Origin of the sequence: Nonomuraea rosea (assembly GCF_039539705.1) — a bacterium.
In the GTDB taxonomy this organism is placed as follows: domain Bacteria; phylum Actinomycetota; class Actinomycetes; order Streptosporangiales; family Streptosporangiaceae; genus Nonomuraea; species Nonomuraea rosea.
The window spans coordinates 239,131-251,250 of sequence record NZ_BAABDQ010000011.1; the positions used below are offsets into that span (position 1 = coordinate 239,131).

Here is a 12,120-nt window from a genome sequence, read left to right on the forward strand (position 1 = left end):
CCCGCCACCTCTTGGACGCTCGTGCGCAGGAAAGCGTCTAGCCGGCCGCCGAGATCGGCTGCCAGTCCGGGATCTCGTGGTAGCGCCGCAGCTCCGCGATCCCCGACAGGAACCCGCCCCACGCCGCGTAGGGAGGCTGTCCCGCGTCGAACCCGCTCTGCACCAACGTCAGCCGCGTCTTACCGCCCGACCCCTCCAGCTCCCACGTGCCGACCCCGGGCCCGCCCCAGTCCACGGAGAGCTTGCTGTCGGGCACCAGTTCGAGCACCTTGGCCGCGTTCGGGTCGTTGTCGAACCCGCCCATCGCGAAGCGCCCGCCCACGTACGGCTCGATCTCGATCTTGTACCCGAACCACTTGGTCACCGCCTCCGAGTCGGTCAGCGACTCGAACACCGCCGCCGGCGACGCCGCGATCGACACCTGCGCCCGCATGTCGGTGGAGGTGTAGTCGACCTTCGGCGTGAGCTCCCGCCCCTCGAAGTGCTCGACCAGGTTGGCCAGCGCCAGATACCAGTACGTCTCCAGCACGCCCCGGATGCTCTTGCCCGTGATCACGTCCTGGAAGTCGAAGTGCGTCTGCGACAGCGTCAGCGCGGTCGCGTCCCCGTCCTCCTCCAGCACGAACCCGGTGGTCGTCTCCACACCGTCGAGCAGCCACGAGAACCGGACCGTGCGCTCGTCGGCGTGCAGCAGCCGCTGGTGCGGCGCGTCCCCCTCAGGCGTCGTGCGCCCCCAGAACCCGAACCGGTCCGGCAGCTCCACCTCAGCGTGCTCGGCCAGCCAGATCCGCAGCAGGGCGGGGTCGGTCAGCGCGTGGCGCACCTCCTTGAGCGGCGCCGGCACGCGGACCTTGATGATCGTAGGCTCAGTCATTTCCTTCTCCTCTGGGATCGTCCGCCGCCTCGGGGGCCGGCGGTGCAACGGCGGGGGCCGCAGGATCGGGCTCGGCCGGGGCCTGGGGATAGCAGGCGACGGCGAGCTTGAAGCCGTCGCCCTCCGCCCCGCCATACCGGGTGAACAGGCCCTGCAGCATGCTCTGCAGCTCGTTCAAGAACTCCTGACGGTCCTCAGGACGCACGCGGATCTCCCCGGACAGGCCGATGGACGGCAGTTCGGGCGCATTCCGGTCGAGCACCGCGATGTCGGCCTGAACCTCCTCCATGAGGTCGAGCAGGTAGCCCAGGCTCAGCTCGTCACGGGCCTTGCGCAGCCCGATCCGGCCCACCAGCCGGGGCGACAGCCAGTACGACCGCGCGCCCGCCTGGTAGATGCCCTCGTGGATCCCGCGCACCTTCCGCTCCGACACCAGGTCGACCAGACCGGCGTCCACGAGCCGCTTGACGTGGTAGTAGACCCGCTGCGGCGTCTGCCCGAGCCGCTCGGCGACCTCGGAGCACGTACGCGGCTCGGCCAGCTGCCGCAGCACTTCCACGCGCTGCGGCTTGAGCAGCGCCTCGGCCTGCTCGATCTCTTCCAGGTACAGGACATCTCTCATCGCAAAAACAATCTTTTACGTAAAAATCCCTTTTGTCAATACGATCCGAGGGGATGGAGGGATGACGCATGACTGGTCCCGATACGGGCGGTCGCCCGACCGGCCGTATCGAGGCCATGTACGCCTGCACACGGCGCTCCTGGGCGACGCAACGGCCCTGCGGCGCGAGGAACTGCTCACCGCCACAGTGGGCGGCATGGCGCCGAGCGACAGCTACGCCTGAGGACCGCGTGCACGCTGATCGCGGCCGCGGACGCGGACGCGACGGGCTTCGCCGACCAGAGCCATCTGATCCGCCGGTTCAGCCGCTACTTCGGAACGACCCCGGGGTCGTTCCGCCGCGCGATTCACTGCACCCGGGCGATCCGCTGAACATTTGGGGTGGGCCGGTTTCCGTGGAGTTGGTGAACTTGCGCGCCGTAACGGTGGCGCGCCACTGACCGGTCAGCGGCCGTTTCCTGGACAGACGCGCGCCAGCGGCGGCGGGTGGCGAGCCACGGCAGCGCGTACAGGATGGGGGGTTGAGGTTTCGGCGACCCAAGACCAGTCGCCCAAGGCCCGTAACGGCCAAGACCCATCACGGCCAGGAGCTGTCCTGGTCCGGGTCGCCGCCGTTGGCCAGGAGCCGGAGGTCGGATTCGACCATCTGGGCGACGAGTTCGTCGAACGACACCTTCGGCTCCCACCCCAGTTGCACCCGCGCCTTCTTAGGATCCGCACACAGCAGATCCACCTCAGCCGGCCGGTGCAACGCCTGGTCGGTCACCACGTACCGCTCCCAGTCCAGCCCCGCCGCCGCGAACGCCGCCTCCACCAGCTCCCTGACCGACTTCATCCGCCCGGTCCCGATCACGTAGTCCTCGGGATTGGCGGCCTGCAGCATCAGCTGCATCGCCTTGACGTAGTCCCCAGCGAAGCCCCAGTCCCGCCTGGCCTCCAGGTTGCCCAGCCGCAGCTCCGTGGCCTGCCCGAGCTTGATCCGCGCCACCCCGAGCGACACCTTCCTGGTGACGAACTCCGCCCCCCGCCGCGGCGACTCGTGGTTGAACAGGATCCCCGACACGGCGAACATCCCGTACGACTCCCGGTAGTTCTGCGTCAGGAAGTGCCCATAAGCCTTCGCCACCCCGTACGGCGAGCGCGGGTGGAAGGCGGTGCGCTCGTTCTGGGGCGTCTCGCTGACCTGCCCGAACATCTCAGACGACGAAGCCTGATAAAAGCGGATCTGGCCGGCGGAACCCACCGGGACCCCTCGCGACACGCCCGAGCACACCCGGATGGCTTCGAGCATCCGCAGGACGCCCATCCCGGTCACCTCGGCCGTGAGCTCCGCCTGCTCCCACGACATCGGCACGAACGAGATCGCGCCCAGGTTGTAGACCTCGTCCGGCTGCACCCGCTCCACCGCCGAGATCAGCGACCCCTGGTCGAGCAGGTCGCCCCGCACCACCTGGACGTCCGTGAGGAGCTTGCGCATCCGGGACACGCGCGGGTTCGCCTGGCCCCTGGCCAGGCCCCACACCTCGTACCCCTGCGCCAGCAGATGCTCCGCCAGATAAGAACCGTCCTGGCCCGTGATGCCGGTGATCAGAGCGCGCCTGGCCAAGGGGTCCTCCAACTATCGCTACCTGCGGTGGCCCACCGGACGCGGCCCGACCGTGCCGTGTCCCTTTGGGACGGGAATGTACAGCTAAGCGCCTCATAGAGCATCAGGCCACCTAGAACACGTTCCACCGAACCACGCTCGGTTACAGCAACGTCGCAGTTCGCACGGCCTAAGACGGCCGTTGTGAACAATTCTCAGTGACCTACCGAATGGTAGCCTTCTCGGACTAAGGTCATCTTTCACGGTACACGCCCGTCTCTGGGCCATACCGGCAAGAAAGGGGTGTCCGTGCGGGAGCGAACGCTGCGGATCGCGCTGCTGTCCTACCGCAGCAAACCCACCTGCGGTGGCCAGGGCGTCTATCTCCGCCATCTGAGCCGCGAGCTGGTCGCGCTCGGGCACCACGTCGAGGTGTTCTCCGGCCAGCCCTACCCGGAGCTGGACGAGGGCGTCATCCTCCGGGAGGTGCCCAGCCTCGACCTCTACCGCGACGAGGACCCCTTCAGAACGCCCAAGCTGCACGAATACCGCGACTGGATCGACTGGCTCGAAGTCGGCACCATGTGGACCGCCGGGTTCCCCGAGCCGCTGACGTTCACGTTGCGGGCCCACCGCGAGCTGAAGAAGCGGCTCGGCGACTTCGACGTCGTGCAGGACAACCAGACCCTCGGCTACGGCCTGCTCGGCATCCAGAAGCTGTTCCCCGTGGTGGGCACCATCCACCACCCGATCAGCGTGGACCGGCGCATCGAGCTGGAGGCCGCCAAGGGCACCAAGCGGCTGAGCATGCGCAGGTGGTACGGGTTCGTGAAGATGCAGGCGCGCGTCGCGCCCCGGCTGAGCCCCATCCTGACCGTCAGCGAGTCCTCGCTGGCCGACATCCACCGCGACTTCAACGTTCCTCAGGCGAACATGCGGCTGATCCCGCTCGGCGTCGACACCCGCTACTTCCACCCGCGCCCGGACAAACCCCGGCGCAAGGGCTCGATCGTGGCGGTCGCCAGCGCCGACTCGCCCATGAAGGGCGTCTCGACGCTGCTGCGCGCCGTGGCCAAGCTGGCCACCGAGCGCGACGTGCACCTCACCGTCGTCAGCAAGCCCACACCGGGGGGCCCGACCGAGCAGCTCGTCCAGGAGCTGTCCCTCCAGGAGCGGGTGCGCTTCGTGCACGGCATCTCCGACGACGAGCTCGGCGAGCTGATCGCCACCTCGGAGATCTCCGTCGTGCCCTCGCTCTATGAGGGCTTCTCGCTCCCCGCCGTCGAGCACATGGCCTGCGCCACGCCCCTGGTGGCCAGCCGTACGGGCGCGTTGCCCGAGGTCGTGGGGGACGCGGCCGTCCAGGTGCCGCCGGGCGACGCCGAGGAGCTGGCCGCGGTGCTGCGCCGCCTGCACGACTCGCCCGAGGAGCGCGAGCGCGTGGGACAGGCCGGATACGACCGCGTCATGGAGCGCTACACCTGGCACGTCGTGGCCAGGAAGACCGTCGAGGCCTACCACGAGGCCATCGCGGCCCACCGCACCACCTGACCTAACAGGAGGAGAACCGAGTGCTGACCGTGGACTTCGCCCGGCTGCCCATCGGCCCCGGCGTGCGCCTGCTCGACCTGGGCTGCGGGGGCGGCAGGCACGCCTTCGAGGCGCTGCGCCGTGGGGCGGACGTGATCGCGTTCGACATGGACCAGGCCGAGCTGGACAGCGTGGCGGCCATGTTCGTGGCGATGGACAAGGCGGGCGAGGTGCCTCCGGGCGCCACCGGCGAGACCGTCCAGGGCACGGCGCTGGACATGCCGTTCGAGGACGGCAGCTTCGACCGGGTGATCGCGGCCGAGGTGCTTGAGCACATCCCCGACGACATGGCGGCCATGCGCGAGCTCTTCCGCGTGCTCAAGCCGGGCGGCACCGCCGCGATCACCGTGCCGAGCTTCCTGCCCGAGCGGGTCTGCTGGGCGCTGGACGAGGACTACCACACGGCTCCCGGCGGGCACGTGCGGATCTACACGCTGGCCGAGCTGTCGGCCAAGCTGAAGTCCACCGGCTTCGAGATCGGCCCGCACCACCACGCCCACGGGCTGCACGCGCCCTATTGGTGGATCAAGTGCGCGGTCGGCGTCAACAACGACGACCACCCGCTCACGAAGGCGTATCACGAGCTGCTGGTCTGGGACATCATGAAGCGTCCCGCGGCGACCAGGATCGCCGAAGCCCTGCTCAACCCGATCATCGGCAAGAGCGTGGTCCTCTACGTCAGGAAGCCATGATCTCCCGCGAGGAGGTCGTCAGGACGGCCGGGAGCATCGCGGCGATACAGCAGGACGACGGCGGGGTGCCCTGGCCGGAGGGACACGTCGACGCCTGGAACCACATCGAGTGCCTGATGGCCATGTCCGTCGCGGGGCTGACCGAGCCCGTGCGGCGCGGCTACGCATGGCTGGCCCGCCACCAGCGCGCCGACGGCTCCTGGCCGATGAAGCTGGTGGACGGCGTCCCCGCCGAGCACGGCGGCGAGACCAACCACGCCGCCTACATCGCGGCCGGCGTCTGGCACCACCACCTCGTCACCGGCGACCGGGCCTGGACCGAGCAGAGCTGGCCCATGGTCAAGGCCGCGCTCGACTACGTGGCGGGGCTCCAGACCGAGCGGGGCGAGATCGTCTGGGAACGCGACGCGCAGGGCAGGGCCTCGGCGTACGCACTGCTGACCGGCTGCTCCTCCATCCACCAGGGGCTGCGCTGCGGCGTGCTGCTCGCCGACCACCTCGGTGACCCGCAGCCGCACTGGGAGCTGGCCGCCGACCGGCTGGCGCACGCGCTGGCCGCCCATCCCGAGGCGTTCGCCGACAAGAGCCGCTACTCCATGGACTGGTACTACCCGGTGCTCGGCGGCGCCGTGCGCGGGCGGCAGGGGTTCGAGCTGCTCGAACGCGAGTGGGCCACGTTCGTGGTGCCGGGGCTGGGCATCAGGTGCGTCTCCGACCAACCGTGGGTGACCGGGGCGGAGACCTGCGAGCTGGTGCTGGCGCTCGACGCGCTGGGCGACAGGGAGCGGGCGCGGACGCTGTTCGCCGACATGCAGCAGCTGCGGCACGCGGACGGCTCGTACTGGACCGGCTGGCAGTTCGCCAACCGCAAGCACTTCCCGCACGAGCGCTCCGGCTACACCGCCGCCGCCGTGATCCTGGCGGCCGACGCGCTGCTGCAGCTCTCCCCCGGGTCCGGGCTGTTCCGCGACATCGCGGGAACGTCCGTGTTCGATCCCGAGGTCTGCGGATGCGCAGCCGGTACGGGATCGCGCCTGCCCGAGGGCCTCTGACCCGACTTGGGCCCGCACAAGGGCTTTTGCGGGTTCTTTGCCGGGGAAATCCGGTGCGCCGCCGATGAAAGGCGCAATGGGGTTACTAGTTTCGTGAGTGGCCGTACGAGGCGTCTTCGGGGGAAGCGTGGGCGACACGGGCACAACATCGTTCTTGGATCAGGTCAGGACCGAGCCGACACTGTCCCCGGCCAGGGGGCTGCGGAGGTTCCTGGCCAAGGATCCGCAGGAGTCCGATCTGAGCCGGCGGAGGTTCCGGCTCAGAGAAGGAGCTTCTCGGACAGTTTTCACCGATGCCGAAAAGTCGTATGTCTTCGGCTTCAACGCGGTGATGTCCAGGGAAGTAGAGAAGGTCGAGGAGATTTCGGAAGAGCAGCGCCCCTTCGGTTACGAGGGCGCGGCGGCTGCCTGCACCGTACTCGACCTGCTCACGCTGACACGGGGCCGGCGCCTTCATGAGCTACTGGCCGGCCCCGCCCAGCATCATCGGCACGCCGCCTATCTCGGCGCGGGCCGTGCGTACGCGCTGCTGCGGCTGCGCCCGGTATGGGGCGCGCGGCGCGCGCATCCGCTGCTGCGGTGGCTGGCGGTGGACGGGTTCGGGTTCCAGTGGAGCCTGACCAGGACCGACCGGATGGTGGGCGAGCGCACGATGCCCGACCTGCTCACGCGGGCCCACTGCGCGGTGTTCGACCAGGGGCTGGGACGGCTGCTCTGGTATCACGACTGCGCCTCCCCCGACGACGTCTCCGCACGGATCGGCGGATATCCGGCGGCGCGGCGGGCCGACCTGTGGAGCGGGGTCGGGTTCGCGGCCACCTACACGGGCGGCGCCGAGATCGAGGAGCTGTGGTGGCTCACCGAGCACGCGGGGGCCGACGGGTTCCGTGCCCACCTGGCACAGGGATGCGCGTTCGCCGTGGCCGCCAGGCTGCGTTCCGGCGCGCTGCCCGACCACGCGGCGCAGGCCGTGCCGATCCTGGCGGGGGCCGAGCCTGAAGAGGCGGCCTCGTGGACGGACCGGGCGCTCATCGCGCTCGGGCACGAGGCACACACCCATGAGGACTTCCAGAGCTGGCAGTCACAGACCCGCCGCTCCTGGACCCGCCGGGACCGCCACTAGCCCGATCTCAGATGCCGGGCGCGGTCCGCTCCAGCACGCGGAGCGAGCCGTGCACGGCCACCTCCGTGAACGCCCCCGACTCCAGCGCCCGCAGATAGACCCGGTAGGGCGCCTGCCCGCCCTGGGCGGGGTCGGGATAGATGTCGTGGAAGACCAGCGCGCCGCCGTCCATGACGTGCGGCGCCCAGCCCTCGTAGTCGCGGGTCACCGGCTCCTCCGAGTGGCCGCCGTCGATGAACAGCATCCCCAGCGGCGTGTTCCAGAGCCTGGCCACCCGCTCGGAACGCCCGACGATCGCGATCACCTCGTCCTCCAGGCCCGCCGCCGCGATCGTGGCCCTGAACGTCGGCAGCGAGTCCATCTTCCCGAACCTGGGGTCCACCAGCGACGGATCGTGATGCGCCCACCCCGGCTGGATCTCCTCCGAGCCCCGGTGGTGATCCACCGTGACCACCACGGACCCCGCCTGCCTGGCGGCCGCGCCGAGGTAGACGGCGGACTTCCCGCAGTAGGTGCCGATCTCGCAGATGGGCCCGAGCTTGCCGTACTGGCAGGCGGTCTCGAACAGGGCGAAGCCCTCCTCGGCCGGCATGAATCCCTTGGCGTGCTTCGCTGCGTAACGCAGCTCGGACGGCATCGTCATAGGGATGCACCCTAGCCGAACCGAATAACATTCCAGCGAGCCCTTGCAGCCGTCTTCTGTAACCTGTTCTACTTGGCAACGTGAATCAGCGCGCTCGCATCGCGATGTCGGACGAGGACGTCACGGCGTTTCTGGAGGCCGCACGCAAGCTGCAGCTGGCGACGATCAACGCGGACGGCACGCCGCACCTGGTGACCATGTTCTACGGCCTGGACGCGGGGCGGATCGCCTTCTGGACCTACGCCAAGGCGCAGAAGGCCCGCAACCTGGAGCGCGACCCCAGGGTGAGCTGCCTGGTCGAGGCCGGTGAGGACTACGGCGAGCTGCGCGGCGTCCTGCTGTACGGCAAGGCCCAGCGGGTGGACGAACGCGACCAGGTCATGGCCATCGGCATGGCCGTCGCGCGCCGGATGACCCCGGGCGTACCGGACGAGCTGCTGCTCCCCTACGTCGAAAAAACCGGGCTCAAACGCATTGCGTACGTCGTGGAGCGCAGCAAAGTGGTCTCATGGGATCACCGGAGGCTGACATGAAGGTCAAGGTAGACGAGCTGGTCTGCGAGGCCAACGCCGTGTGCATGGGGCTCGCCCCCGAGGTGTTCGAGCTGGATGACGACGACCAGCTCCACATCCTGCTCCCCGAACCGCCCCCCGAGATGCAGGACCGCGTCCGCCACGCGGTCCGGTCCTGTCCCAAAGCCGCCCTTTCCTTCGAGGAATAGCCTCAAAGGCACGAGCTGGAGGAGGAACCCCACATGCGCGCCGCGATCTTGCACGCCGTAGGCAACGACAAGCTCGACATCCGCGACGACGTCACACTGACCCCCGTTGGGGAGACGGACGTACGCGTACGGATCAGAGCGACAGGAGTCTGCCATTCGGACCTGTCGGCCATGTCCGGCGTGCTGCCGCAACCCGTGCCCCTCGTCCCCGGCCACGAGGGGGCGGGCGAGGTGGTCGAGGTGGGCGCGCATGTCACGTCCGTCAAACCGGGCGACCACGTGGTGATCAGCTGGCGGCCGGCCTGCCAGAACTGCGACCTGTGTGTCGGCGGGCAGCCGTACCTGTGCATGAAGTACGTGATCGAGTCCTTCACCAAGGGCAACTTCCGGTTCGGCGGCGACGGGGCGACGGCGTTCGGGATGGCGGGCTGCGGCACCTGGGCCGAGGAGATCATCGTCCCGTGGCAGGGTGCGATCAAGATCGACGATGACGTGTCGTGGGAGGCGGCGGCCCTGATCGGCTGCGGCATCACGACCGGCGTGGGCGCCGCGATCAACACCGCGAAGGTGCGTCCTGGCTCGACGGTCGTGGTGATCGGCTGCGGCGGCGTCGGCCTGTCGGTCATCCAGGGCGCCCGCGTCTCCGGCGCCAGGACGATCCTCGCGGTCGACCCGCTGGAGTCCAAGCACGAGCTGGCCAAGAAGGTCGGCGCGACCCACGCGGTCACGCCCGAGGACGTCCCCGGGGCCCTGGCCGAGCTCACCGGCGGCGGCGGCTTCGACTACGGCTTCGAGGTGGTCGGCAAGTCGGCCACGATCCAGAGCGCGTGGCAGCTCACCAGGGCGGGCGGCGACGTCATCGTGGTCGGCGCGGGCGCGATGGACGACATGGTGTCGATCTCGGCGTTCAGCCTGCTGTTCGAGGGCAAGAACCTGCTCTCCAGCCTGTACGGCGAAGCCGACGTCCGCCACGACTTCCCCTACTTCGCCAAGCTCCACAAGTCCGGCAACCTGGACCTCGAATCGATGATCAGCTCCCGCATCCGCCTCGGCGACCTGAACGACGCGGTGGCGGCTCTGCGCGGCGGCGAGGTCCTCCGCCAGATCGTCCTCATGGACTGACCATCCGAGTGCGCGGCGATCCTCCTCCGGAACCACGGCGGAGGATCGCCTGTCATTCCCTGCGGGGAATTGTCCGGTTCCCCGGCCGCGGCCAGAGTCGTACCCTCAACCGACTTTGGAGCGCACATGCCGAACATCGACGCCCACGACCTCGCCACCCGTTTCGTCGCCATGTGGAACGAGCCGGACCCTGAGCTGCGCCGCAAGAGCATCGAGAGCCTGTGGGCGGACGACGCGGCCCACATCCTGCACCCGCCCCAGGAGATCCGCGAGGCCGCCGCCGGCCTGGGCTTCGCCTCCAGCACGCTGGAGGCACGGGGGCACGACGCCATCGAGTCGCGGGTGACGAAGTCGTACGAGGACTTCGTCGCGCCGGGCACGATCACCTTCAGGGCCCGCACCGACGCGGCCGTCCGCCTGGACAACGTCGTCAAGCTGATCTGGGAGGTGGTGACGGTGGAAGGGTACGAGGTCCAGGGCGGTGGCCTCGACCTGCTCATCCTCGGCGACGACGGCCGGATCGAGCGGGACTACATGTTCCCCGGGCTGTAGTCCCGCGAGGCCCGGCTGCCGCTGAAAACCGCTGGACAGCGCTGTTAGCGTCCCAGATATGCATGTGATCGACGTCGACCAGTTCATCGCCGACGGATTCGCCAAGGTCGAGGCGGTGGTGCCGCGTGAGGTGGGCGACGCGGCCAGGGAGCTGCTGTGGCGGCGCATCGCGCCGTCCCCGCAGGACCCGTCGTCATGGACGCAGCCGGTCGTGTGGACGGCCGACCTGACCGGTGAGGGCCCGTTCGGGCAGATCATGGCCGGCGACCGGCTGCGCGAGGCGCTCGACCTCGTGGCCGGTCCCGGCGGGTGGGTGCCGCGCAACAGCCTGGGCAACATCCCGGTGCGCTTCCCGCGCGTCCCGCCGGCCGACGACCGTGGCTGGCACATCGACGCCTCCACGCCGCGCTCGGACGGCACGTGGGGCGTCAGCGCCCGGCCGCACGCGCTGCTGCTGCTGGTGCTGCTGTCGGACGTCGGGCCGGACGACGCGCCGACCCGGGTCCGGGCCGGCTCGCAACGTGACATGGCCGCCGCCCTGGCCGACCCGCAGACCCTGACCGGCGAGAGCCAGCCCCCTGGCGGGGACACGCAGGCGGCGGGCGGCGCCGTGCCGGATGGGCAGGTGCTCGACCCGATGGCCATCGGCACCCGGTTCGAGCGGATCGGCGCCGACCGCCCGGAGGCGCTGGTGACGGGCCGGCCGGGGGACGTCTACGTCGTGCATCCCTTCCTGGTGCACGCGGCGCAGGAGCACCTCGGGACGGAGCCGCGTTTCATGGCCCAGATGCCGCTGTTCCTGACCAGCCCGTTCGACCCGGCCGCCGACACCCCACTGGCCCGCGCCGCCCGCCTCTGACCCCGCCGACACCCCACTGGCTCGCGCCGCCGTACCTGACCCGCTGACACCCCGCTGGCCCGCGCCTGACCTCCGCCGCACCGGCACCGGACGGGCGGCCCGCCAGGGGTTTTTTCCGAGGGGTCCGGTTTGGCATGCTGCTCCTCATGAGCATGGACCAGACCCCTGTCCGGATCCGGCCCGTTCGCGATGAGGACCGCCAGGCCGTCCTGGCGCTGGCCCCCCGGCTCGCCGAAGGCGTGGCGGCGTGGCGCGACGCCAGAGCGGCCACGGACGCGGCGCGCCGCTGGCTCACCGACTCCATCGCCGCCGCGCAGGACCCGCACGGAGCGGTGTTCGTCGCCGTCGCGAACACCGGAGACAGCGCTGCCGACGGGAGGGCCGCCGACGGCGGCCCGCGCGTCGTCGGCGTGGTCTCGGTCAACCGGCAGCAGCACTTCACCGGCGTGACCGACGCCTACGTCGGCGAGCTGGCCGTCGACCCGCGCGTCGTCCGCGGTGGTGTCGGCCGGATGCTGATGGCCGCGGCCGAAGGCTGGGCCCGCCGCCAGGGTCTGCGCCACCTGACCCTGGAGACGGGCGCCGCCAACATCACCGCCAGACGGTTCTACGCCGCCCTGGGCTATCGGGAGGAGGGAGTCAGGCTCACCCGCCCGATCGAGCTAGAGAGCACCGCCACGTGACG

Annotated in this window: 16 protein-coding genes; 12 read left to right on the forward strand and 4 right to left on the reverse strand. The window is 69.9% G+C overall.

The window, feature by feature from the left end; translation table 11 throughout:
• Positions 1-37 precede the first annotated feature (37 nt).
• Positions 38-874, reverse strand: a complete 837-nt coding sequence (locus ABEA43_RS26185; RefSeq protein WP_345565747.1) for an SRPBCC domain-containing protein — start codon at positions 872-874, stop codon at positions 38-40.
• The gene (locus ABEA43_RS26190) at positions 867-1,496 is read right to left on the reverse strand and encodes a helix-turn-helix domain-containing protein (RefSeq protein WP_345565749.1); all 630 of its coding nucleotides are present in this window, start codon (positions 1,494-1,496) and stop codon (positions 867-869) included. The genes ABEA43_RS26185 and ABEA43_RS26190 overlap by 8 nt, the downstream gene beginning before the upstream one ends.
• Before the next feature lie 61 nt (positions 1,497-1,557).
• Between ABEA43_RS26190 and ABEA43_RS26195 the strand changes: the two genes are divergently transcribed.
• Both ABEA43_RS26195 and ABEA43_RS68215 read left to right on the forward strand, forming a co-directional pair.
• A complete protein-coding gene (locus tag ABEA43_RS26195) occupies positions 1,558-1,719 on the forward strand; it encodes a hypothetical protein (RefSeq protein WP_345565750.1) in 162 nt (53 codons plus the stop codon).
• Positions 1,720-1,736: 17 nt separating this feature from the next.
• Entirely contained in the window at positions 1,737-1,868 is a 132-nt protein-coding gene (locus ABEA43_RS68215; protein WP_425570372.1) for an AraC family transcriptional regulator, read from the forward strand.
• Between the two features lie 205 nt (positions 1,869-2,073).
• Here ABEA43_RS68215 and ABEA43_RS26205 read toward each other — a convergent pair whose 3' ends face one another.
• Complete coding sequence (locus ABEA43_RS26205) at positions 2,074-3,102, reverse strand: GDP-mannose 4,6-dehydratase (protein ID WP_345565752.1); 1,029 nt, start codon at positions 3,100-3,102, stop codon at positions 2,074-2,076.
• Positions 3,103-3,384: 282 nt separating this feature from the next.
• Between ABEA43_RS26205 and ABEA43_RS26210 the strand changes: the two genes are divergently transcribed.
• The 4 genes from ABEA43_RS26210 (at position 3,385) to ABEA43_RS26225 (ending at position 7,538) form a co-directional block, all read left to right on the forward strand.
• Complete coding sequence (locus ABEA43_RS26210) at positions 3,385-4,632, forward strand: glycosyltransferase family 4 protein (RefSeq protein WP_345565754.1); 1,248 nt, start codon at positions 3,385-3,387, stop codon at positions 4,630-4,632.
• Between the two features lie 20 nt (positions 4,633-4,652).
• Positions 4,653-5,363, forward strand: a complete 711-nt coding sequence (locus tag ABEA43_RS26215; RefSeq protein WP_345565756.1) for a class I SAM-dependent methyltransferase — start codon at positions 4,653-4,655, stop codon at positions 5,361-5,363.
• On the forward strand, positions 5,360-6,415 hold the full coding sequence (locus tag ABEA43_RS26220) for a prenyltransferase (RefSeq protein ID WP_345565758.1): 1,056 nt from the start codon (positions 5,360-5,362) through the stop codon (positions 6,413-6,415). Before ABEA43_RS26215 ends, ABEA43_RS26220 begins: the two co-directional genes overlap by 4 nt.
• 127 nt (positions 6,416-6,542) lie before the next feature.
• The gene (locus ABEA43_RS26225; RefSeq protein WP_345565917.1) at positions 6,543-7,538 is read left to right on the forward strand and encodes a DUF1702 family protein; all 996 of its coding nucleotides are present in this window, start codon (positions 6,543-6,545) and stop codon (positions 7,536-7,538) included.
• Between the two features lie 7 nt (positions 7,539-7,545).
• On the opposite strand, the gene ABEA43_RS26230 is transcribed toward ABEA43_RS26225, so the two are convergent.
• Positions 7,546-8,175 carry a class I SAM-dependent methyltransferase gene (locus ABEA43_RS26230; RefSeq protein WP_345565919.1) on the reverse strand — a complete coding sequence of 210 codons (630 nt, stop codon included), beginning with the start codon at positions 8,173-8,175 and terminating at the stop codon, positions 7,546-7,548.
• Between the two features lie 86 nt (positions 8,176-8,261).
• Between ABEA43_RS26230 and ABEA43_RS26235 the strand changes: the two genes are divergently transcribed.
• The 6 genes from ABEA43_RS26235 to ABEA43_RS26260 all read left to right on the forward strand — a co-directional run bounded on the left by ABEA43_RS26235 (position 8,262) and on the right by ABEA43_RS26260 (position 12,118).
• Positions 8,262-8,714, forward strand: a complete 453-nt coding sequence (locus tag ABEA43_RS26235; protein WP_345565760.1) for a pyridoxamine 5'-phosphate oxidase family protein — start codon at positions 8,262-8,264, stop codon at positions 8,712-8,714.
• Positions 8,711-8,902: a ferredoxin gene (locus ABEA43_RS26240; RefSeq protein WP_345565762.1), complete on the forward strand. Its 192-nt coding sequence runs from the start codon at positions 8,711-8,713 to the stop codon at positions 8,900-8,902. Before ABEA43_RS26235 ends, ABEA43_RS26240 begins: the two co-directional genes overlap by 4 nt.
• Before the next feature lie 33 nt (positions 8,903-8,935).
• Complete coding sequence (locus ABEA43_RS26245) at positions 8,936-10,024, forward strand: Zn-dependent alcohol dehydrogenase (RefSeq protein WP_345565763.1); 1,089 nt, start codon at positions 8,936-8,938, stop codon at positions 10,022-10,024.
• 126 nt (positions 10,025-10,150) lie between these two features.
• A complete protein-coding gene (locus tag ABEA43_RS26250; protein ID WP_345565765.1) occupies positions 10,151-10,576 on the forward strand; it encodes a hypothetical protein in 426 nt (141 codons plus the stop codon).
• Positions 10,577-10,634: 58 nt separating this feature from the next.
• Complete coding sequence (locus ABEA43_RS26255; RefSeq protein WP_345565766.1) at positions 10,635-11,435, forward strand: phytanoyl-CoA dioxygenase family protein; 801 nt, start codon at positions 10,635-10,637, stop codon at positions 11,433-11,435.
• Positions 11,436-11,581: 146 nt separating this feature from the next.
• Positions 11,582-12,118, forward strand: a complete 537-nt coding sequence (locus ABEA43_RS26260) for a GNAT family N-acetyltransferase (protein WP_345565767.1) — start codon at positions 11,582-11,584, stop codon at positions 12,116-12,118.
• Positions 12,119-12,120 lie beyond the last annotated feature (2 nt).

Excerpts from the sequence above, each read along its gene's own strand:
- ABEA43_RS26185 (WP_345565747.1), bottom strand. The coding sequence starts at position 874 with ATGACTGAGCCTACGATCATCAAGGTCCGCGTGCCGGCGCCGCTCAAG.
- ABEA43_RS26190 (WP_345565749.1), bottom strand. The coding sequence starts at position 1,496 with ATGAGAGATGTCCTGTACCTGGAAGAGATCGAGCAGGCCGAGGCGCTG.
- ABEA43_RS26195 (WP_345565750.1), top strand. The coding sequence starts at position 1,558 with ATGACGCATGACTGGTCCCGATACGGGCGGTCGCCCGACCGGCCGTAT.
- ABEA43_RS26220 (WP_345565758.1), top strand. The coding sequence starts at position 5,360 with ATGATCTCCCGCGAGGAGGTCGTCAGGACGGCCGGGAGCATCGCGGCG.
- ABEA43_RS26230 (WP_345565919.1), bottom strand. The coding sequence starts at position 8,175 with ATGCCGTCCGAGCTGCGTTACGCAGCGAAGCACGCCAAGGGATTCATG.
- ABEA43_RS26240 (WP_345565762.1), top strand. The coding sequence starts at position 8,711 with ATGAAGGTCAAGGTAGACGAGCTGGTCTGCGAGGCCAACGCCGTGTGC.
- ABEA43_RS26245 (WP_345565763.1), top strand. The coding sequence starts at position 8,936 with ATGCGCGCCGCGATCTTGCACGCCGTAGGCAACGACAAGCTCGACATC.
- ABEA43_RS26250 (WP_345565765.1), top strand. The coding sequence starts at position 10,151 with ATGCCGAACATCGACGCCCACGACCTCGCCACCCGTTTCGTCGCCATG.
- ABEA43_RS26255 (WP_345565766.1), top strand. The coding sequence starts at position 10,635 with ATGCATGTGATCGACGTCGACCAGTTCATCGCCGACGGATTCGCCAAG.
- ABEA43_RS26260 (WP_345565767.1), top strand. The coding sequence starts at position 11,582 with ATGAGCATGGACCAGACCCCTGTCCGGATCCGGCCCGTTCGCGATGAG.